The sequence below is a fragment of the Enterobacter cloacae complex sp. HYC033_NIDB genome, assembly GCF_056673335.1.
Genome location: NZ_CP115123.1, coordinates 1634619 through 1656077 on the forward strand (window position 1 = coordinate 1634619; position 21459 = coordinate 1656077).

Consider the following 21459-nt stretch of genomic DNA (forward strand, 5'->3'; position numbering starts at 1 on the left):
AGGGTGCTCTCCACAGAGTTAATGCTATTAATTATTATATGTATTAAAGGGTGCTCTATTTTAGTCCCGCTTCGTGATGGTCTGTGCCGCCATAGTCATTAATAGAATCAAACTCTACTTTACCATTTACGGCAGAAGCTAAACCTTTAACCGTCATTGTGGTATCACTGAACGGTGGAACGGCCTTATGATCAACGTCGTATGTTTTTTGACTGGCTTTAATGGTTACCGCCGAAACGGAGACGTTATACGGTGAATTATTATGGGCAACAAGCTTAACCGCGTTTCCTTCTTTTTTCTGCGTCCATGTCAAATGCTCAGCTGCTTCACCTGCCGAGCCTTTTAACCCGTCAGGACGGTAAAAGAATTTAATACGTGTTCTGAATGCCTGCTGAAGCTGGTTAAGATTCTCTTTATCCGCAGCTTTTGATTTTGGTGGAATCTCCAGGACATTGAACCAGAAAAGCGATTCACGATCCTGTGGTAAAGGTGTACCTGTGTAGGTAATACGTACGGATTGGCCTTTTTTCGGGTCAATACGGGATACTGGAGGGGTAATGATAAAAGGAAGCTTTAACTCTTCCGGATTTACGCCATCACGCCCATCATCAAGCCAGGTTTGAACCAAAAGCGGTTTGGTTCCATGGTTATCGAGATTAACAACAACATCCTTCGATGACTGTGGATAGATAATACGGGTGCCGGAAATAACAATATCCGCACTTGCATTCGATGTGGCCAAAACGGCAGTTGCGAGCAATACGGCTTGAAAACTTTTAATGCAGACTGAATGAGACATTTTTCCACTTCCTTTTGGAATTACACAAGCAATCCCTCACTCACCATGAAGGATTGCTTAATTTAAAGTTTACGAATCTCTTATTCGTAAATCATGGTGAAGGCAACCTGTGCCTGCACGGTACCAGCAGAAACTGGATTACTTGTTGCATCCCAACCCTGACCCTGCGTGTACGCTACGCGGTAGTACAGGTTTCCTGCGCCAGAAGTTCCATCGATGGTTGCTTTCTGGGAGTTGTTAGTCTGGTCAATTTTGATCTGATCGGTAGCTGAGTTACCGTCGTTTGACAGCACCAGGTTAACGTTCTTAGCTGAACCCTGAGCATTGCTTGGTGGAACCAGCAGACCGCCTTCGGTAGAAGAGGATCCAGCCCAGGAAGAGAACTGTGCAGATGCTTTCTTCACAGTTGCGGTATCACAACCGGTCAGTGAAAGGCTGAATTTCTTTTCACCCAGGGTGCTGGTGCTACCCAGTGCGTTTGCGAAATCACGCACAAATACGGTGTCCAGCGTTACGTCAAAATCGTTACCGTCTTGGTTGATTTTCTGGTCAAGGGAGACCTGGCAAGTGTTGTTAGAAACCATGCCGTGGAAAGTAATAGTCCCGGTGTCAGAATCTGCTGCTACCGCTGAACCCGCAGCCAGAACGCTTGCCATAGCAATTGCCAAACCATATTTTTTAGAAATCATTTCAATATCCATATTCGTTGAGTAAATAATAAGTGCCCGTAAAGCTTTTATTTGAAATTAAATTTCGTGGCGAATTATATTGTTAATCTCAATGAAATGTAGATATTGTGCGTGATTTAAACTAAATGAATAGTTTAGTAAATTTAAAATTATTTGTTATCAATATGATGTGTTTGTCTGGTTGTGCGGGGAGAGTTTGGATATTAATTCAATAAATGCTTTTTAAAGACCCATTCATTTAATAAATGCACAGGAATGGGTCGTGGGATAAATATTATCAGGCAACCTGCACCGGAATCGCCTTCGCGGTACGTTTCATCTCATTGTCGCCTTCAAAGTAGGCTACTTTTGGCTGCCAGCGACGCGCTTCTTCGTCAGACATCATGACAAAGCTGGCGATAATCACGATATCGCCTACGTCCGCGCAGTGCGCCGCCGCCCCGTTGACGGAGATGATTTTGGACCCGCGCTCAGCGGCAATGGCGTAGGTAGAGAAGCGTTTGCCGTTATTTACGTTCCAGATATCAATGGCTTCGTTTTCGAGAATACCCGCCGCGTCGAGAAAATCCTGGTCGATCGCGCAGGAGCCTTCATAATGCAGGTCGGCCTGAGTGACTTTCACACGGTGAAGTTTACCTTGCAGCATTTTGCGAATCATTACGTTTACCTTTCATCTTCCGGGTAGAAAAACTACGCCAGCTCAACCACTTTGTTATCGATAAGGCGGGCCTGGCCGAGCCATGCCGCCACCAGAATTACCGCACGTTTGCTGGTCTCTGTAAGTGCCAGAAGCGTATCGGCATCCCGAATTTGAACGTCGTCAGCACGAAGACCTTTCTCGTTCAGCGCCTGTTCAGCCAGGGCGATAATCTCTTCTGCTGTTAACTCTTTTGCCAGCAGTTGCTCTGCCATCGTATTCATGACTTTGCTTAAGCCCGGCGCAATTTTACGCTGTTCGGCGGTCAGATAGCCGTTACGGGAACTGAGCGCCAGGCCATCTTTCGCACGCACAATCGGTACGCCGACGATCTCGATGTCGTAACCCATATCCGCGACCATCTTGCGGATCAGCGCCAGCTGCTGGAAATCTTTCTCGCCAAAGCAGGCGATGTCCGGCTGCACCAGGTTAAACAGCTTGCTGACGATGGTGGAGACGCCACGGAAATGGCCCGGGCGGCTGGCGCCCTCCAGCATGGTCGAAATACCCGGCACGTCGACGTAGGTCGATTCAGTGGTGCCCTGGGGATACACATCAGCGGGTGCCGGTGCGAAGACGATATCCGCATGACGTTTTTTGAGCTTCTCGCAATCTTCCTGCAAGGTACGTGGGTAGCGCGCCAGATCGTCTTCGCGATCGAACTGCATCGGGTTAACGAAGATACTGACCACCACGATATCTGCCCGGGCTCTCGCTTCATCGACCAGCTTCATATGGCCGTCGTGCAGGTTGCCCATGGTTGGAACAAGGGCGATACGTTTACCTTCCTGACGCGCCCGACGAATATGCTGACGCAGCAGCGGCAGGGTTTCTATGATTAGCACACCTGGACTCCTTAATGGAAACTGTGTTCTTCGCCCGGATAAACGCCGGACTCAACCTCGGCAATATACTGCCGCACAGCAGCACGCATGTCGCCTGCTTCTGACAGGAAATTTTTAGCAAATTTTGGAATATGGCCACCGGTGATCCCAAAGGCGTCGTGCATGACCAGAATCTGGCCATCGGTGACGTTACCCGCGCCGATGCCGATCACCGGAATCGACAGCGCCTCAGTGATACGCTTAGCCAGCTCAACCGGCACACACTCCAGCACCAGCAGCTGCGCGCCCGCGGCTTCCAGCGCCACGGCATCATCAAACAGCGTCTGCGCCGCATCGCCTCGGCCCTGCACCTTATATCCGCCAAAGATGTTGACCGACTGCGGCGTCAGCCCCAAATGACCACAAACCGGCACGGCGCGGTCGGTGAGCATTTTCACCGTATCGACCAGCCAGGCGCCGCCTTCGATTTTGACCATATTGGCGCCAGCGCGCATCACTGTCGCTGCATTTTCGAAGGCCTGTTCCGGGGTGGCATACGCCATAAACGGCAGATCGGAAAGCAGCAGGCAGGCGGGGGCACCCCGGCGCACGGCGCGGGTATGGTAAGCAATATCCTCGACCGTGACCGGCAGAGTGGAATCATGTCCTTGTACCGTCATCCCTAACGAGTCTCCGACCAGCATGACGTTGATCCCTTCTTCGGCAAACAGTTTTGCGAAGCTGTAGTCATACGCGGTGATAGTGGCGAAGCGTTTTTTTTCCTGTTTGCATTTCTGCAATAAGGAGATGGTGGTTGGTTTCATACTGTTTCCTGATGGCCCAAAAGCGAATCTTTGCGCATTCTAACAGTAACATTCGAGGGAACAATGATTTTAGGCAATCGATTAACCGCAAATAATGAAGGGTTAATCGATGCAGAGGCGGGATTACCAGCGGGCCGGTTTATCCGCGTTGAGATTTTGCAGAACGGCTTGCAGCGAGGAGCCGTCAGGGAAGGTGAGATCGGGCGCGACTTCAAACAGTGGCCAGAGCATAAACCCGCGGTTTTTCATGTCGTAATGCGGAACGGTGAGGCGTTCGGTGTTAATCACCTCGTGACCGAAAAGCATAATATCGAGATCGAGCGTGCGCGGTCCCCAGCGTTCGGCTTTGCGGACACGACCCTGCTGTAGCTCAATACGCTGGGTATTATCCAGCAGCGTTTCTGCGTCAAGGGTCGTTTCCAGCACCACGGCGGCGTTCAGATAATCAGGTTGATCCTGCGGGCCGAGCGGCGGCGTACGGTAAAATGAGGACAGCGCGACGATGCGGCTTTGGGGGATCTCTCCCAGAGCCTGCACGGCAGCGTTAACCTGCTCCAGCGGAGAGGCCAGATTGCTGCCGATGGCGATATACGCAAGGGTCATGCCGTACCTTCACGACGCGGTGCGCGTTTGCGCGGGCGACGGTGACGACGGCGCGGTGCCGGTTCATCATCCAGATCCGTAAGCATATCTTTTTGCTCCGGTGGCGCAGAAACCTGAAACTCGCCCCACCACTGCGCCAGGCGCTGTAGTTCCGGGTTCCTTTCAACTTCAGCACGCAGAGAGAGCAGATCGAACGCGGCGCGGAACTTAGGATGCTCCATCAGCTTCCAGGCGCGTTTACCCTGACGGCGGGACATACGCAGCTGAAGCTGCCAGATATCACGCACCAGCGTGGTAATACGTTTCGGGATCGCCAGCGTGCGACAGCCTTCGTCCAGCACGTCGTTTGCCGCCAGCGCGAACGCATCATAATAGGCGAGACCGCTCTCCTGGGTAATGCGCTGCGCCGTTTCCAGCAGCGGATACCAGAACATGGCCGCGAACAGGAACGCCGGATTCACGCGCATATCGTTATGAATACGGGTATCGGTGTTCTTCAGCACCTGCGCAATTATCCGCTCCATTGCGCTGTCACCGTTTTCGGTGAAGTAGCGGGTAATGGTCGGGAACAGCGGCTGGAACAGGTTGTATTCACGCAGCAGGTTGTAGGTTTCAAACCCGTAGCCTGCCTGGAGCAGCTTTAACGACTCCTCAAACAGACGGGCAGGGGGTACGTCGTTGATCAGCGTCGCCAGGCGCGGGATCGGCTCTGCGGTTTCCGGGCTGATACGCATGTTCAGCTTGGCGGCGAAACGCACGGCGCGCAGCATTCGGACCGGATCTTCGCGATAGCGCGTTTCCGGCGTGCCGATCAGGCGAATCAGGCCGTCTTTCAGATCCTGCATACCGCCGACGTAATCGCGCACGGTAAAATCCGCCACGCTGTAGTAAAGGCTGTTGATGGTGAAATCGCGACGCTGAGCATCTTCTTCAATAGAGCCGAAGATGTTGTCACGCAGCAGCATGCCGTTTTGGCCGCGCTGGGAAGTCGTGCGATCGTTAACGCCCGCTTCGTGGTGACCGCGGAAGGTCGCCACTTCAATAATTTCCGGTCCAAACATCACGTGCGCCAGACGGAAACGGCGGCCAACCAGACGGCAGTTGCGGAATAATTTACGCACCTGCTCAGGCGTGGCGCTGGTCGTCACGTCGAAATCTTTTGGTTTTTTGCCCAGCAGTAAATCGCGCACCCCGCCGCCGACGAGATAGGCCTCGTAGCCTGCTTTATTCAGACGATAGAGCACCTTGAGGGCATTTTCACTGATATCTTTGCGGGAAATATTGTGCTGCTCACGCGGAATGACCGACATGTGTGGCTGTGCAATAGCGTCGTTCGCCATGCTCTCTTCGCGGCTCAGCACTTTACGGCAAAAATTAGCGACTCGGGTAAAAATAGTACACCTCGTAGTGTGTTTTGTTATCAAAAAAGCGGCTAATCATAGCTCAGCGCAACGCATTTGAGAATGCTGGATTTTTGGCACGGCCATAAGCGCCCAGTCAGCAATGGCCGTTTTCAGCAATTCATCCAGACTCAGATCCTGCCATTCCTGCGTTACATTCTGGTTGAGAAATCGCAGCGCGTCGATCAAAACCGGGCGCGGATCGCCCTCAGGCAGCGCCGGGGCATGATTCTGTTTCGATAGCTTATTTCCCCGTTCATTGACTGCCAGCGGCAGATGGATGTAATCCGGCACCGCCCAGCCAAACTGCTGGTAAAGCGATATTTGCCGCACGGTAGGCTCAACCAGATCCGCCCCGCGTACGATTTCCGTGACGCCCTGGAAATGGTCATCGACAACCACCGCCAGGTTATAGGCAAACAAACCATCACGACGGTGAATAATAAAATCTTCACGCGCCAGGCGTTCATCCGCCTGAATTGTTCCTGAGAGAACGTCGGTAAACTGCGTCACCGGAGAACGCTGTATTAGCCGTACGGCGGCATTCTCAGGACCGTTGTGCCGCGTGCGGCAGTGGCCGTCATAAACGCCACCTACGCTCTGAATACGCGCCCGCGTGCAGGTGCAGTTATAGGAAAGGCCCTGTTCAGCAAGCCACGCCAGACGTTCACGGTAGGCATCATGGCGTTGAGACTGCCAGAGTACGTCGTCGTCCCAGTGAAGACCGTAATGTTCCAGCTGACGCAGAATAGTTTCTGCTGCACCGGGAACTTCACGCGGAGGATCGATATCTTCAATGCGGACCAGCCATTTACCCTGACGGGCGCGAGCCTGTAGGTAGCTGCCAAGCGCGGCAATTAATGAGCCGAAGTGTAATTCACCGGAGGGAGATGGCGCAAAGCGCCCGATATAGTGAGATTCAGACATATCAACGGTAACAAGGCGGGAGAGACTCCCGCCTTAGCAGAGTAGTGAGAGGGCAGGCGTTAGCCAGCCATCTGTTTTTCGCGGATTTCTGCCAGCGTTTTACAGTCGATGCACAGATCGGCTGTTGGACGCGCTTCCAGGCGACGAATACCGATTTCAACACCGCAGGATTCGCAGTAGCCAAAATCTTCGTCCTCGACCTTCTTCAGCGTTTTTTCGATCTTTTTGATCAGTTTGCGCTCGCGGTCACGGTTACGCAGTTCGAGGCTGAACTCTTCTTCCTGAGCGGCACGGTCAACCGGGTCCGGGAAGTTAGCAGCTTCATCCTGCATATGTGTAACGGTGCGATCGACTTCATCCCTGAGTTGATTACGCCATGCTTCAAGAATACGCTTGAAGTGCGACAGCTGGGCTTCGTTCATATACTCTTCGCCCGGCTTCTCTTGATACGGCTCCACCCCAGCGATGGCGAGAATACTCAGGGACGATGTTTTACGGTTTTGCCCTTCTTGCATGTTGCTTCTCCTTAACACGCACTATCGATCCCCGTGTTGGGGGAAAAATCAGGTCGCTATAAATAGCAGATGCTTTTCCGTATGGCAATTATCTAAACGTAACACTTGACAACCCTGTGAGGAAAAGCGTATTTGCGCACGCGGCCAGAACACTTATTAGTCAATCGTCTAATCCCTTATAAGACAATGGGAAGAGAGGATCTCAGAGTCATATTATCGGCAGAAAGTTCCGCTTTATAAGCGAAAATCTCTACCCCCTGCTTTTGTGCCTCATTCAACAATTGCGCGTATTTAGGATCAATATGACGGGCCGGGGAAAACCGTTCAATGGCTGAATGCAGAACCGCAAACAGCAACACGGCGCGCTTGCCCGCCGCCGCTACACTCATTAGCTCTCGCAGATGCTTCTGGCCACGTAGCGTTACCGCATCCGGAAAGAAGCCGTTTTCCTGTTCCGCTAACGTCACTGATTTCACTTCAATATAGCACTCAGGGCGGTCTTCCGCCTGTAACATAAAATCAATTCTGCTGCCTTCATCGCCATATTTCACTTCGCTTTTTTGCGTGCCGTAACCCACCAGTTCAGGAAGCATTCCATTTGTCAGGGCTTCCTTAACCAGCTGATTTGCGCGCAGGGTATTCACGCAAATAAATGCCCCGCTTTGCGTCTCGGTCATTTCCCAGGTATGAGGATATTTGCGTTTAGTATTTTCTGATGTGGAATACCAGACCGTGTCACCCGGCGTGGCGCAACCGGTCATGGCGCCGGTGTTAGGGCAGTGCAGCGTGAGCGTTTCGCCCTCAGGGGTGATCACGTCAGCGAGAAAGCGTTTGTAACGCTGGATCAGCGTGGCGGGCTGGAGTGCAGGGCTAAACTTCATCAGGATTCCTTAACGTGTCGCCCAGCGTCCAGCGCTGGAGCGGAGTATAGCGGGTGCGTCCTTGTACAAAGGCAGATTCGTACAGCGCAAATTCATTCACCTGAAAGGACCAGTGAAAGCCCGGTGGCGGGATGGCAACGGCCTGACCCGCGTCGCGCAGCAGGGTAATGTGGGGATGAAACGGCTGCGGGCTCTGATAACAGCCGCTGCGCGCGGCCTGCGCCCGCAGCATGTTGGCGAGCTGTAGCAGTCCGCGAGGGGGCTGCCGCGTCCCCAGCCAGACCACCCGAGAGCGCAGCCATTGCCCGGCATCGTCAAGATGCAGCGTAAACCCCGGCTGCGAAATGCGTCCGGCCATTGCGCTTAACGCGCGCTGCTTTTCAGCGCTTACTTCACCAAGAAAGGCTAACGTCAGGTGCATATTGGCGGCGACGACGGGGCGGCCCGCTTCCGCGGGGAAGTGGCTGGCGCGCCAGCGAACAATCTGCCGTTGAAGCGTGGTGGGTAATTCAATGGCGAAGAATAGCCGTTTTGACTCAGACATGCGCAAGACTCGGTAATGATATGCGCCGATGCTACAATGTACGCCGATTAATGTTAACCCTCTGGAGCCGTAAGTGTCCTCTTTGCCCGTCGCCGTCGTCCTTCCTGAGCTACTCGCAGCCTTAGAACATGCGCCACAGGTTTTGCTCAGCGCGCCCACCGGGGCGGGTAAATCCACCTGGCTGCCCCTGCAAATTCTGCGTGAGGGGAGCATCAGCGGGAAAATTATCCTGCTGGAGCCGCGCAGGCTGGCCGCGCGCAATGTGGCGCAGCGCCTGGCGGAACTGCTGAATGAAAAACCGGGCGAGACGGTAGGGTACCGGATGCGCGCCGAAACCTGCGTTGGACCATCCACGCGGCTGGAAGTGGTCACCGAAGGCATTCTCACCCGTATGCTGCAAAACGATCCGGAGCTGACCGGCGTCGGGCTGGTGATCCTTGATGAATTTCACGAGCGTAGCCTCCAGGCCGATCTGGCCCTTGCGCTGCTGCTCGACGTTCAGCAGGGGCTGCGCGACGACCTTCGGCTGCTGATTATGTCGGCGACGCTGGATAACGAGCGGCTCCGGCAGACGCTCCCTGACGCGCCGATGATCTCCTCTGAAGGGCGTGCGTTCCCGGTCGAGCGCCGCTATCAGCCGCTGCCTGCCCATCAGCGTTTTGACGAAGCGGTTGCCATCGCCACCGCCGAATTGCTCCGCCAGGAGCCCGGCTCGCTGCTGCTGTTTTTACCCGGCGTAGGCGAAATCCAGCGCGTACAGGAGCAGTTGGCATCCCGGGTGAACAGTGACGTTATGCTGTGCCCGCTCTACGGCGCGCTGCCGTTGGCTGACCAGCGCAAGGCGATCCTTCCCGCACCGGCGGGGCAGCGCAAAGTGGTGCTGGCAACCAATATCGCGGAAACCAGTTTGACCATCGAAGGCATTCGCCTGGTGGTGGACAGTACGCAGGAGAGGGTGGCCAGTTTTGATCCGCGTACCGGGCTGACCAGGCTACTGACGCAGCGCATCAGCCAGGCCTCGATGGTGCAGCGCGCAGGGCGAGCAGGGCGTCTTGAGCCGGGTATTTGCCTGCATTTAACCAGCGCCGAGCAGGCGGAGCGTGCGGCATTGCAGAGCACGCCTGAGATTTTACAAAGCGATCTCTCCGGGCTGGTGATGGATCTGATGCAGTGGGGCTGCCCGGACCCTGACCAGCTCACCTGGCTTAATCCTCCGCCTGTCGTGAACCTTTCCGCTGCGCGCAGCCTGCTGACCCAGCTTGGCGCGCTGGAAGGCGAGCGACTGACGGCGCGCGGCCAGAAAATGGCGGCGCTGGGCAACGATCCGCGTCTGGCGGCAATGCTGGTGGCAGCACAGGGCGACGATGAAATTGCCACGGCGGCAAAACTGGCGGCTATTCTTGAGGAGCCGCCGCGCGGTGGCAGCAGCGATCTGGGACAGGCCTTTTCTCGCCATCAGGGAAACTGGCAACAACGCGCGCAGCAGCTGTGTAAACGCCTGAATTGCCGGGGCGGTTCGCCTGACAGCGATAAAGTTATCCCTCTGCTGGCCCAGGCCTTCCCGGACAGGATCGCTCGCCGTCGCGGGCTGGATGGTCGCTATCAGCTGGCAAATGGGATGGGCGCGATGCTGGACAGCGATGACGCCCTGACGCGTCACGAATGGCTGATCGCGCCGCTCTTGCTCCAGGGCAGCCACTCCCCGGACGCGCGTATTTTACAGGCGGTTGCCGTGGATATTGACGCGCTGACGCGTGCCTGCCCGCAGCTGCTTCAGCAATCTGACATCGTGGAATGGGATGATGCCCAGGGCACGCTGAAGGCGTTCCGTCGTAGCCAGATTGGCAAACTGACGCTCGGGACGAAACCGCTGGCGAAGCCGTCGGAGGAAGAGTTACACCAGGCGATGCTGAACGGCATTCGGGAAAAAGGGCTGAGCGTACTGAACTGGACGCCGGAGGCCGAACAGTATCGCATTCGCCTGCATTGCGCCGCGAAGTGGCTGCCGGAACAGGGGTGGCCAGCGGTGGATGATGAGACGCTGCTCGCGACGCTTGAACAGTGGCTGTTGCCGCAGATGAACGGCGTACACTCGCTGCGCGCCCTGAAGGCGCTTGATGTTAAGGCAGCGTTACAGAATTTACTGGACTGGTCGTTACGTCAACGTCTGGATAGTGAACTGCCTGGGCATTACACTGTGCCAACCGGGAGCCGGATTGCCATTCGTTATCATGAGGATAATCCGCCGGCGCTGGCGGTTCGGATGCAGGAGATGTTTGGTGAGGCCACCACGCCGTCCATCGCTGAAGGGCGCGTGCCGTTAGTGCTTGAGCTGCTTTCGCCTGCGCATCGTCCCTTGCAGATCACCCGCGATCTGGGGGCGTTCTGGGCGGGGAGCTATCGTGAAGTGCAGAAAGAGATGAAAGGGCGATATCCCAAACACGTCTGGCCGGACGATCCGGCGAATACCGCGCCGACACGGCGCACGAAGAAATATTCGTAATGGATCGAAAAGGGGAGTGCGGCCTGATGCCCTCACCCCGGCCCTCTCCCACGGGGAAAGGGATAAACAAACTTTGAGAGATTTCTTCTTTCACTGACCTGTGCAAGATAAGAAAATCTGGCCTTTGCGCCTGAATGTTGCGGAGAAAAAGCATGGCGGGGAATGACCGCGAGCCAATAGGACGTAAGGGAAAGCCGACGCGTCCGGCGAAAGAAAAGGTAAGCCGTCGTCGCCTCAGAGATGAGGAGTATGACGATGACTATGAAGACGATTATGAGGATGAAGAACCGATGCCACGTAAAGGGAAAGGCAAAGGGCGTAAGCCTCGTGGTAAGCGCGGCTGGTTCTGGTTGCTGCTGAAGCTGTTCATTGTTTTTGTTGTCCTGATCGCGATTTACGGCGTTTATCTGGATCAGAAGATCCGCAGCCGTATCGACGGGAAAGTCTGGCAATTGCCTGCGGCAGTGTACGGCCGCATGGTGAACCTTGAGCCGGACATGTCCATCAGCAAGAACGAGATGGTGAAGCTGCTGCAAGCCACGCAGTATCGTCAGGTCACGAAAATGACCCGTCCGGGTGAATTTACCGTCCAGGCGAAAAGCATTGAGATGATCCGCCGTCCGTTCGACTTCCCGGACAGTAAAGAAGGGCAGGTGCGCGCGCGTCTGACCTTTGACGGCGATCGTCTGGAAACCATTGAGAACATGGATAACGATCGCCAGTTCGGTTTCTTCCGTCTCGATCCGCGTCTCATCACCATGCTGTCGTCCGCAAACGGCGAACAGCGCCTGTTCGTGGCGCGTAACGGCTTCCCGGATCTGCTGGTAGATACCCTGCTGGCAACCGAAGACCGCCACTTCTACGAGCACGACGGTATTAGCCTTTACTCCATTGGTCGTGCGGTACTGGCGAACCTGACTGCCGGGCGTACGGTGCAGGGGGCAAGTACCCTGACCCAGCAGCTGGTGAAAAACCTGTTCCTCTCCAGCGAGCGCTCTTACTGGCGTAAAGCCAACGAAGCGTACATGGCCGTGCTGATGGATGCGCGCTACAGCAAGGATCGTATTCTTGAGCTGTACATGAACGAGGTGTACCTCGGTCAGAGCGGTGACAACGAGATCCGCGGCTTCCCGCTGGCGAGCCTGTACTACTTTGGTCGTCCGGTAGAAGAGCTGAGCCTTGACCAGCAGGCGCTGCTGGTGGGCATGGTGAAAGGCGCGTCGATCTACAACCCGTGGCGTAACCCGAAACTGGCGCTGGAGCGTCGTAACCTGGTGCTGCGTCTGCTGCAACAACAGCAGGTGATTGACCAGGAGCTGTACGACATGCTGAGCGCGCGTCCGCTGGGCGTTCAGCCGCGTGGTGGGGTGATCTCTCCGCAGCCTGCCTTTATGCAGATGGTGCGTCAGGAGTTGCAGTCTAAGCTCGGGGATAAAGTGAAAGATCTCTCCGGCGTGAAGATCTTTACCACCTTTGACTCCGTGGCACAGGACGCCGCAGAAAAAGCGGCGGTAGAAGGTATTCCGGCGCTGAAAAAGCAGCGTAAGCTGAGCGATCTGGAAACCGCGATGGTAGTGGTTGACCGTAACACCGGCGAAGTTCGTGCCATGGTGGGCGGTGCTGAGCCGCAGTTTGCGGGCTATAACCGTGCCATGCAGGCGCGTCGTTCAATTGGTTCACTGGCAAAACCGGCGACCTATCTGACCGCGCTGAGCCAGCCGAATCTTTATCGCCTGAATACCTGGATTGCCGATGCGCCAATTTCCCTGCGCCAGCCTAACGGCCAGGTTTGGTCACCGCAGAACGATGACAGACAGTTCAGCGGCCAGGTCATGCTGGTGGATGCGTTAACCCGCTCGATGAACGTGCCAACGGTTAACCTCGGAATGGCGCTGGGCCTGCCGGCCATTACCGACACCTGGCAGAAGCTGGGGGTACCGAAAGATCAGCTGCACCCGGTGCCAGCGATGATTCTGGGGGCGCTTAACCTGACGCCAATCGAAGTGGCGCAGGCGTTCCAGACCATCGCCAGCGGCGGTAACCGTGCTCCGCTTTCCGCTCTGCGTTCGGTGATTGCCGAAGATGGCTCCGTGCTGTATCAGAGCTTCCCGCAGGCAGAACGTGCAGTTCCGGCGCAGGCGGCCTATATGACGCTGTGGACCATGCAGCAGGTTGTCCAGCGCGGTACAGGCCGTCAGCTGGGAGCGAAGTATCCGGGCCTGCATCTGGCGGGTAAAACCGGGACCACCAACAACAACGTCGATACCTGGTTCGCCGGTATTGATGGTCGTGAAGTGGTCATCACCTGGGTGGGGCGCGATAACAACCAGCCGACCAAACTGTATGGCGCGAGCGGTGCGATGTCGATTTACCAGCGCTACCTGGCCAACCAGTCTCCGGTGCCGCTGAACCTGGTTGCCCCGGAAGATATCGTTGATATGGGCGTGGACGCATCGGGCAACTTTATCTGCGGTGGCGGGATGCGTACGCTGCCGGTCTGGACGACTAACCCGGATGCGCTGTGTCAGCAAAGTCAGCCAGAAGAACCGACAGGTAACCCGTTCGATCAGTCTTCTCAACCTCAGCAGCCGCAGCAGCAACAGCCGCAGCAGCAGAATGAGAAGAAAGACAGCGACGGTGTCGCCGGCTGGATCAAGGACATGTTTGGCGGAAACTAATTAGTTTCCTGAATAAAAGGCTGCTTAATGATTAAGCGGCCTTTTTTTATGTTTACATTCATTTATATTTAAAATTATTAAATTTAAAATGTAGAATTATTAATTTTTGCTTTTTTTCATCTAAAACAGAAAGTTGTGTCCGATTATTCGGGTGTTATCATTTTGCGATCTAGACGTGATGAAGAATAATCTGATTAAATCCTCTCCAGAAATTTACTGACCTCACAGGATATTCCTTAGAGGACTTCCCAACATTTTTGTATATATCAAGAATGGATATCTTCATCATCACATATAAGGATATTGTTATGAGTAAATATGTTGTTTCAACGGTGTTGGCCAGCACGCTTATGGCTGCACTCTCTCTGCCGGTATTTGCAGCGAATGATTCTGGTACGGTAAATTTCGCCGGAAAAATTGTGGCGGATACCTGTGAAATTGATGTTGATGGCTCGGGGTCCAATACTTCCACCGTCACATTTGCAGATACTTATCCTTCTGATTTTGGCACTGACGGTCAGGTCGGGACGTCGAAGGCCTTTAAGATTGAAGTGAAAAAATGTGATCCGCTGGTTGCCAAACTGAACCTCAAGTTCAGCGGCACCACAACGGATGCGGAATACAAGCGCCTGAAGAACGATCTTTCCGGCGCTGGCAATGCGACCAACGTTGGCATCATTGTCAGTAATGAAAATGGGACTAAGGGGGACGTGGTTTTCAACGGATCAGAACCGGAAGCCGGTACCGATGTTGCGAACGATGCCACTGGCACCACAGCATCTGTCTTTAATTACACCGCGAAAGTTATTCAGGTTGGTGATAACAAACCAACAGCAGGTCACTACTCCTCATCTGCAACGTTCGAGGTTGTTTATCGCTAAATCTATTTTGGCAGCCTGAAAGGGCTGCCTTCTGGAACGTAGTATGAATTATTTATTAAAATTGTTAGGTGGATGTTTGATTATCTCTTGCTGTTCAGTACAGGCAAGTGTGGTTCTCGGTGGCACGCGAATTATTTATCCATCGAATAAATCCGAAGTACAAATAGCACTCAAAAATAAAGACCCTCATACTCGATATCTGGTGCAAAGCTGGGTGAGTTACCCCAACGATGCAAAAGCACCTTTCATCATTACGCCGCCTGTCTATAAATTACAGGAAAATCGTCAGACCCTTTTGCACATCATTTTTACCGGCGATAAAAAAAATCTGCCCGCAGATCGCGAATCTTTATTTCTGGCGAATGTGAAATCCGTCTCGGCGTTATCACCTGACTTAAAAGACAAGAATACGCTGCAATTCGCGATGAAAACGCGTCTGAAGCTGTTCTGGCGCCCTGCTGATTTGAAAGAAGCCGATGCGCTACAAGCCTATGAAAAAATCACCTTCCGCCGCCAGGGGAACAAGCTCATTGCGAAAAACCCAACGCCGTTTTACGTCTCCTTTGGCGAGCTGGCCGTGGGCGGGAAAAGTGTCCCTGTGACTGACACAAAAACCACGCCGGGGGCGATTTCAATGATGGTCGCACCTTTCAGCGAGCAATATTTTTCTGTGCCTCAATCTGCAAACGGGCCCGTGACGTGGACTGCTATTAGCGATTTCGGCGCGCAAACCTCCCAGCGCAAGCAGGCTCTTTAAACACACAATGCTGGTACCCTATGTCGTCATCTCCACTCTACAAACAGGTTCTGAAGGGAATCGCGTTAGCGCTGCTCGCGATGATCCAGCCTGTGAGTGCAGATGACGAATTTAACCTGCGGATCCTCGAGATGGACACTCCGCTGGAAAACACCTCAACGCTAAAAAATTTCATCAATGATAATGGCTTACTGCCCGGAAACTTTCTGACGACCATTATGTGGGATCGGGATGTTCTGGATAAACGCACGGTGAGTTGGATCTTGTCTGACGATAAGCAGCGCCTGTTACCGGAGCTGACCAAAGCGGATCTGCGTGCATTAGGGGTAAAAGTCGACACGATCCCGGACATGAAAGATCTGGATGATGCGGTGATAATCGATGACATCTCCCATTTTATTGATAATGCCCGCTACGATTACGACCAGGATAATCAGACCCTCAAGCTGGTGATCCCGCAAAAATACCGCGATCAGGCTGCGGCCGGGGCTATCGAGCCTAAATTCTGGGATGACGGTGCTCCCGCCGCCTGGACAAGCTACCAGTTTAGCGGCTCTCAGCAGCACTACCGTTCTGGTGAAACGTCATCTGCATGGCTTGGTCTGGAGTCGGGGATCAACCTCGGGGCGTGGCGGTTGCGTAACAACAGCACCTGGAGTGACAACGCCGGTTGGGATGCAATCGCCAGTACGCTGCAACGTGATATCAAAACCCTGCAAAGCCAGCTTGAGATAGGCCAGACGTACACTAACGGCGAGCTTTTCGATAGCGTCCAAATGACCGGCGTGAAGCTGGAAACGGATACTTCCATGCTGCCCACCAGCCAGCAGGGGTTTGCCCCCGTGGTGCGTGGTATCGCAAATAGCGATGCAAAGGTCACCATCAGGCAAAACGGCTACACCATTTATCAAAGCAACGTCTCTCCGGGGCCATTTGAGATCCGCGATTTAAGCCAGGTCACATCCGGCGCGGATCTGGAGGTGACGGTGGAAGAGGCCGACGGCAGCGAACACAGCTTCATCCAGGCCAGTGCATCGGTTCCGGTGCTACAGCGGGAAGGAGCATTTAAATATTCGCTGGCAGCAGGGCGTTATCGCGGTAATGAAGGTGAGGACGAGCCCCCTTTTCTGCAAGGGACGGTCATTTACGGCCTGCCTTATGGCGTAACAACATACGCCGGCGCGCTCGTTGCATCGTCGTATCAGGCTATGCTGGCGGGAACAGGGGCCGATCTTGGCCGTTTCGGATCGGCATCCGTGGATGTGACCGCCGCCCGTACGGCTTTTGATGATGGACGAGATGATGCCCGCGGGATGTCATGGCGTGCGCAGTATTCCAGGGATATTCCGGATACAGACACCAACGTGACGCTTGCCAGCTACCGTTATTCCACCTCAGGGTTTTATACCTTTCAGGAAGCTGTCGACCAGCGTGACAGCGAGATTTACGATGGGATTTATACCTATCGGCGAACCAATAATCGGCGCAGCCGCATGCAGGTTAATCTTTCCCAACGCGTTTCGGACTGGGGATCGGCTTACCTTAATGGCTATCAGCAGGATTACTGGAACATGGCAGGACACGAGCGCAGCGTCAGTGCGGGGCTAAGCTCCGGCTGGCGCGGTATAACCTGGTCGGTAAGCTACAGCCTGACGCGTACGCCGGACGCCAATACCGATCGGCAAATGGCGTTGATGGTCAACGTACCTCTTTCACGCTGGCTAGCGAACGCATGGTCAACTTACAGCGCCAACACTGCCAGCGGTGGATTCGTTTCGCATCAGGTAGGGATCGGCGGCACGGCACTTGAGAACAATAACCTCAGCTATAACCTCCAGCAGACCTATGCCAGTCAAGATACTGGCTATGGCGGCAGTGTATCCGGGCGCTACCGGGGATCTGCCGGTGATGTCGGGCTGGGGTATAACTACGGGGGCGATAACCGACAGTGGAACTACAGCGCGCAGGGTTCAATTGTTGCGCATGAACATGGAGTAACCCTGGGGCAATCCGTCCGCGACGCCTTTGCCATTGTCCATATCAAAGATGGCGATAACGTCAAAGTACAGAACGGGCGAGGGATCTACACCGATCGCTTTGGTAACGCGATTGTCCCTTCCCTGACGGCCTACCGGAAAAACGGTATTACGGTCAACACCCAGGATCGTGAAGATATTGAAATTGCCGCCGCTACCCAGGATGTTGTCCCAACAAAAGGTGCGGCCATCTCAGCGAACTTTGATGCACGAGTGGGGAAGCGTGCGCTTATCACGCTGCTTTTCCACGGCAAGCCGGTACCTTTCGGCGCCATTGTCACGCAGGAAAGTGCAACGGCTATCGTCGGTGATGAAGGAGAAGTCTGGCTTACCGGTCTGCATGAAGCGGTTTCCCTGAATGTGCAGTGGGGTGACGGGCGCGATCAACGGTGTGCGTGGGCGGGGGATCTCCCTCCCGGGCGCTCAGCAACTATTTTGAAAATGACGGTAAATTGCCAATGAGGCGTAGCAAAGAACTATTCATCAGCGCAATGGCTGGCCTAATCATGCTGTTTTCAGCTCCGGCATTCGCAACTTGTACATTTACGGGAGGCGGAAGTAGCGGGGGAATTGTTACCTTCAACATTCCCGCTGTCATCCAGCTTGAGCCAGACGTTCAGGTCGGTACCATTATTTATGACGCCAGCGTGGAATCAGGTGAAATTGCGCAAAGATGTGATGGTGATTCCGTTCGGGTACGTAGAGGCTATCTCTCATTGAGTGATGCTGATGCACGTGAAGATGTTTTACCCGGAGTGTATAAAACCAACGTGGCCGGGATTGGCATTCGCGTTGCAGCGTCTACAACCCAGTTCCCCAGCTATACCGAAGAAGACATTATCAGGCCGGAAACTTATCTTGGCACGATCAGAAGCTTTTCAACGAATTACAATTTCCGGGCTACCGCTCAGTTGATCGTTATTGGTGAAGTCGAAGAGGGCGATCTTAATACGTCCCTGTTAACCTCACATGAAACTTACGATAACGACGTGATAGGCGAAATTCGCTTTTCACCAACCAGTGTGCACATCACGACAAACACCTGTAACCTGGCGGATAAAAACATCTACGTGCCTCTGGAAACGGTCAATGCGCACGATTTTAACGGTCAGTATTCTGACATCCTGACCGACAGTCGTTTCAGGATTGATATTACGGACTGCGCCGCCGGGACAAAAATTGATTATCAGTTCACCAGTGCAGGGTCGACTGGCGTAACGGATGGCAATATCCTCAATATTGCTACCGGAGACAACGCTGCAAGCGGCGTAGGCATTCAAATCCTCGACAAGAACGATGCGGTGTTACAGTTCGACCAGAGCTACACGGCAATAACCCGTACCCAGGACAACGTCCCGGTTGAGATCCCACTCAAAGCCCGTTACATCAAAACGGGAGAGGTTAAAGCCGGGAAAGTCGACGCCGTCGCGACTTTCGAACTCTTCTATCGTTAAGCCCTCCGGCCCGTTTCGGCGGGCTTTAGCGATCATTTCGCTAACTTCATTAACCCTCTATTTTCATCTGGTTAATTCTTAAACCCTTATATCTTGTAGGGCCGCATACTGCTTGCTATGCAGCCAACGTTTCGCATATTATTCTGCGGTCATAATAATAATTCTCGTTTACGTTATCATTCACTTTTCCATCAGAGATCCATCATGGCGCTTTCCAATACTGCTCAGCCAATTAACACGTCGCTGCGTAAAATCGCGGTCGTCGTAGCCACAGCGGTTGCCGGCATGTCTGCTTATGCTCATGCCGCCGAAACCCCGAAAAAAGAAGAAACCATTACTGTTACTGCCGCACCGGCTGCGCAGGAGAGTGCCTGGGGGCCTGCACCGACGATTGCAGCAAAGCGCACTGCAACGGCGACGAAAACCGATACACCGATCGAGAAAACCCCGCAGTCCATTTCCGTGGTCACACGTGAAGAGATGGACATGAAACAGCCGGGGACGGTTAAACAGGCGCTGGCCTACACGCCGAGCGTTTTCGCAACGCGCGGCGCCTCAACGACCTATGATGTGGTTTCGATTCGTGGGTTCACCACCTCCAGCACCGTGAATACCAACCAGTATCTGGATGGTATGAAGCTGCAAGGGGATAACTACTCTGAAGCGTCGATGGACCCATACTTCCTGGAGCGCGTAGAGCTGCTGCGAGGCCCGACGTCCGTACTGTATGGCAAAAGCCACCCTGGCGGCGTAGTGAGTATGGTCAGCAAGCGTCCAACCACGGAACCGTTAAAAGAAATTCAGTTCAAAATGGGGACGGATAACCTGTGGCAGACTGGGTTTGACTTCAGCGACGCGATTGATGATAACGGCGTGTGGTCCTACCGTCTGACCGGCCTGGGACGCAGTGAAAATGCGCAGCAGGAGATGGTGAAGTCTACTCGTTACGCGATTGCGCCGTCTTTCAGCTGGCGTCCTGATAATAAAACCGATTTCACTTTCCTGAGCAACTTCCAGAGCGATCCGGATGCGGGTTACTACGGCTGGCTGCCGCGTGAAGGTACCGTTGTGCCTTACTATGATGCTAACGGAAAGGCGCACAAACTGCCGACCGATTTCAACGAAGGCGATGAAGACAATAAGATCTCCCGTCGTCAGAAAATGGTGGGTTACAGCTTCGCGCATGAATTCAACGACACCTTCACCGTGCGTCAGAATCTGCGTTATACCAAAATCAATACGCTTTACCGTTCAGTTTACGGTAACGGCTATATCGCTCCGGCCCAGATCAGCCGTGCGTACGTGCGCTCAGATGAAGACCTCAACTCGTTCACGGTTGATACACAGCTCCAGTCGAAATTCGCGACCGGTGCCGTTGACCATACGCTGCTGACGGGGGTGGATTACCTTCGTATGCGCAATGATATTGATGCTGACTACGGTACCGCCGATCCGATCAGCATGAACAATCCGCAGCACGGCAATGCGAACGTCAATGTGAACTTCCCGTATGCCATGCTCAATCGCCAGGAGCAGACCGGGCTCTATGCTCAGGATCAGGCGGAATGGGATAAGTGGGTACTCACCATGGGTGGCCGCTATGACTTTGCAAAAACGTCTGCCTTTAACCGTAATAACGGGACGACCGCGGAAATTAACGATCAGGCATTTACCTGGCGCGGGGGGATTAACTACCTGTTCGACAACGGGATTACCCCATACTTCAGCTACAGTGAATCCTTTGAACCGCTCTCTGGCACCACCCAGGGCGGCAAACCGTTCGATCCGGCGCGCGGCAAGCAGTATGAAGCGGGCGTGAAGTATGTTCCGAAAGATCTGCCTGTTGTGGTGACGGCCGCGGTATATCAGCTGACCAAGAACAACAACCTGACCGCCGATCCGGCGAACCCGACCAGCGGCTTTAGCGTGCAGGGCGGTGAAATTCGCTCCCGTGGCTTTGAGCTGGAAGCGAAAGCGGCGGTGTCGGCTAACGTGAACGTAACGGCGGCCTACAGCTACACCGATGCGGAATATACCCATGATACCTGGTATGAAGGTCGTCGTCCGGCAGAAGTACCGCGCAACATGGCATCCCTGTGGGCGGATTACACCTTCCACGAGACGGCGCTGAGTGGCCTGACCGTCGGTGCGGGCGCGCGTTACATCGGTAACACGGTGACGTACTACTCCTCAGCGTCGCCTAAAGCCTATGAGTCCTTTAACGTCGCGGGTTATGCCCTGGCGGATGCGACCGTGAAATACGATCTGGCGCGCTTCGGTCTGCCGGGATCTTCCGTCGGCGTCAACGTGAACAACATCTTTGACCGTGAATACGTCTCCAGCTGCTACAGCGAGTATGCATGCTACTGGGGAGCAGGACGCCAGGTTGTTGCCACCGCGACCTTCCGCTTCTAACCTCTTTCTGGGCACGGTTCGCCGTGCCCTTT

General features: G+C 54.2%; 18 protein-coding genes. 7 read left to right on the forward strand and 11 right to left on the reverse strand.

Features of this window, described 5'->3' with window-relative positions; all coding sequences use genetic code 11:
- Positions 1-55: 55 nt before the first annotated feature.
- From O1721_RS07695 to thpR, 11 genes are all read right to left on the reverse strand, one after another.
- Positions 56-799 carry a fimbrial chaperone gene (locus O1721_RS07695; protein WP_032647289.1) on the reverse strand — a complete coding sequence of 248 codons (744 nt, stop codon included), beginning with the start codon at positions 797-799 and terminating at the stop codon, positions 56-58.
- 80 nt (positions 800-879) lie between these two features.
- Entirely contained in the window at positions 880-1488 is a 609-nt protein-coding gene (locus tag O1721_RS07700) for a fimbrial protein (RefSeq protein ID WP_032647291.1), read from the reverse strand.
- Between the two features lie 277 nt (positions 1489-1765).
- Positions 1766-2146 (reverse strand): aspartate 1-decarboxylase, encoded by a 381-nt coding sequence (gene panD / locus O1721_RS07705; protein ID WP_003856284.1) that lies wholly within the window; start codon positions 2144-2146, stop codon positions 1766-1768.
- A gap of 32 nt (positions 2147-2178) precedes the next feature.
- Entirely contained in the window at positions 2179-3030 is an 852-nt protein-coding gene (gene panC, locus O1721_RS07710; protein ID WP_003856282.1) for a pantoate--beta-alanine ligase, read from the reverse strand.
- 11 nt (positions 3031-3041) lie between these two features.
- Positions 3042-3833: a 3-methyl-2-oxobutanoate hydroxymethyltransferase gene (gene panB / locus O1721_RS07715; protein ID WP_015572705.1), complete on the reverse strand. Its 792-nt coding sequence runs from the start codon at positions 3831-3833 to the stop codon at positions 3042-3044.
- A gap of 123 nt (positions 3834-3956) precedes the next feature.
- On the reverse strand, positions 3957-4436 hold the full coding sequence (gene folK, locus O1721_RS07720; RefSeq protein WP_015572706.1) for a 2-amino-4-hydroxy-6-hydroxymethyldihydropteridine diphosphokinase: 480 nt from the start codon (positions 4434-4436) through the stop codon (positions 3957-3959).
- Positions 4433-5830 carry a polynucleotide adenylyltransferase PcnB gene (gene pcnB, locus O1721_RS07725; RefSeq protein ID WP_026080645.1) on the reverse strand — a complete coding sequence of 466 codons (1398 nt, stop codon included), beginning with the start codon at positions 5828-5830 and terminating at the stop codon, positions 4433-4435. Before pcnB ends, folK begins: the two co-directional genes overlap by 4 nt.
- Positions 5831-5872: 42 nt before the next feature.
- Entirely contained in the window at positions 5873-6763 is an 891-nt protein-coding gene (gene gluQRS / locus O1721_RS07730; protein ID WP_032647293.1) for a tRNA glutamyl-Q(34) synthetase GluQRS, read from the reverse strand.
- A 59-nt stretch (positions 6764-6822) separates the two neighbouring features.
- A complete protein-coding gene (dksA, locus tag O1721_RS07735) occupies positions 6823-7278 on the reverse strand; it encodes an RNA polymerase-binding protein DksA (RefSeq protein WP_001155232.1) in 456 nt (151 codons plus the stop codon).
- Positions 7279-7454: 176 nt separating this feature from the next.
- Positions 7455-8159: a DNA/RNA nuclease SfsA gene (gene sfsA / locus O1721_RS07740; protein ID WP_017694492.1), complete on the reverse strand. Its 705-nt coding sequence runs from the start codon at positions 8157-8159 to the stop codon at positions 7455-7457.
- Positions 8149-8703, reverse strand: coding sequence for an RNA 2',3'-cyclic phosphodiesterase (gene thpR / locus O1721_RS07745; RefSeq protein ID WP_003856249.1), 555 nt, complete (start codon positions 8701-8703; stop codon positions 8149-8151). Before thpR ends, sfsA begins: the two co-directional genes overlap by 11 nt.
- 73 nt (positions 8704-8776) lie before the next feature.
- On the opposite strand from thpR, the gene hrpB reads away from it, so the two are divergent.
- The 7 genes from hrpB (at position 8777) to fhuA (ending at position 21427) form a co-directional block, all read left to right on the forward strand.
- A complete protein-coding gene (hrpB, locus tag O1721_RS07750) occupies positions 8777-11206 on the forward strand; it encodes an ATP-dependent helicase HrpB (RefSeq protein WP_023295935.1) in 2430 nt (809 codons plus the stop codon).
- Between the two features lie 152 nt (positions 11207-11358).
- On the forward strand, positions 11359-13884 hold the full coding sequence (mrcB, locus tag O1721_RS07755) for a bifunctional glycosyl transferase/transpeptidase (protein WP_015572709.1): 2526 nt from the start codon (positions 11359-11361) through the stop codon (positions 13882-13884).
- Positions 13885-14156: 272 nt separating this feature from the next.
- A complete protein-coding gene (locus O1721_RS07760; RefSeq protein WP_048984305.1) occupies positions 14157-14765 on the forward strand; it encodes a fimbrial protein in 609 nt (202 codons plus the stop codon).
- A 43-nt stretch (positions 14766-14808) separates the two neighbouring features.
- Complete coding sequence (locus tag O1721_RS07765; protein WP_032647295.1) at positions 14809-15522, forward strand: fimbrial biogenesis chaperone; 714 nt, start codon at positions 14809-14811, stop codon at positions 15520-15522.
- A 20-nt stretch (positions 15523-15542) separates the two neighbouring features.
- On the forward strand, positions 15543-18020 hold the full coding sequence (locus tag O1721_RS07770) for a fimbria/pilus outer membrane usher protein (protein ID WP_032647296.1): 2478 nt from the start codon (positions 15543-15545) through the stop codon (positions 18018-18020).
- A gap of 44 nt (positions 18021-18064) precedes the next feature.
- Positions 18065-19012 (forward strand): fimbrial protein, encoded by a 948-nt coding sequence (locus O1721_RS07775; RefSeq protein WP_223259294.1) that lies wholly within the window; start codon positions 18065-18067, stop codon positions 19010-19012.
- A gap of 204 nt (positions 19013-19216) precedes the next feature.
- Positions 19217-21427, forward strand: coding sequence for a ferrichrome porin FhuA (gene fhuA / locus O1721_RS07780; RefSeq protein WP_032668676.1), 2211 nt, complete (start codon positions 19217-19219; stop codon positions 21425-21427).
- Positions 21428-21459 lie beyond the last annotated feature (32 nt).

Bases quoted from the DNA above. Each gene is read 5' to 3' on its own strand.
- O1721_RS07695 (WP_032647289.1), bottom strand. From the start codon at position 799: ATGTCTCATTCAGTCTGCATTAAAAGTTTTCAAGCCGTATTGCTCGCA.
- O1721_RS07700 (WP_032647291.1), bottom strand. From the start codon at position 1,488: ATGATTTCTAAAAAATATGGTTTGGCAATTGCTATGGCAAGCGTTCTG.
- panD (WP_003856284.1), bottom strand. From the start codon at position 2,146: ATGATTCGCAAAATGCTGCAAGGTAAACTTCACCGTGTGAAAGTCACT.
- panB (WP_015572705.1), bottom strand. From the start codon at position 3,833: ATGAAACCAACCACCATCTCCTTATTGCAGAAATGCAAACAGGAAAAA.
- folK (WP_015572706.1), bottom strand. From the start codon at position 4,436: ATGACCCTTGCGTATATCGCCATCGGCAGCAATCTGGCCTCTCCGCTG.
- gluQRS (WP_032647293.1), bottom strand. From the start codon at position 6,763: ATGTCTGAATCTCACTATATCGGGCGCTTTGCGCCATCTCCCTCCGGT.
- dksA (WP_001155232.1), bottom strand. From the start codon at position 7,278: ATGCAAGAAGGGCAAAACCGTAAAACATCGTCCCTGAGTATTCTCGCC.
- sfsA (WP_017694492.1), bottom strand. From the start codon at position 8,159: ATGAAGTTTAGCCCTGCACTCCAGCCCGCCACGCTGATCCAGCGTTAC.
- thpR (WP_003856249.1), bottom strand. From the start codon at position 8,703: ATGTCTGAGTCAAAACGGCTATTCTTCGCCATTGAATTACCCACCACG.
- mrcB (WP_015572709.1), top strand. From the start codon at position 11,359: ATGGCGGGGAATGACCGCGAGCCAATAGGACGTAAGGGAAAGCCGACG.
- O1721_RS07760 (WP_048984305.1), top strand. From the start codon at position 14,157: ATGGATATCTTCATCATCACATATAAGGATATTGTTATGAGTAAATAT.
- O1721_RS07765 (WP_032647295.1), top strand. From the start codon at position 14,809: ATGAATTATTTATTAAAATTGTTAGGTGGATGTTTGATTATCTCTTGC.
- O1721_RS07770 (WP_032647296.1), top strand. From the start codon at position 15,543: ATGTCGTCATCTCCACTCTACAAACAGGTTCTGAAGGGAATCGCGTTA.
- O1721_RS07775 (WP_223259294.1), top strand. From the start codon at position 18,065: ATGCTGTTTTCAGCTCCGGCATTCGCAACTTGTACATTTACGGGAGGC.
- fhuA (WP_032668676.1), top strand. From the start codon at position 19,217: ATGGCGCTTTCCAATACTGCTCAGCCAATTAACACGTCGCTGCGTAAA.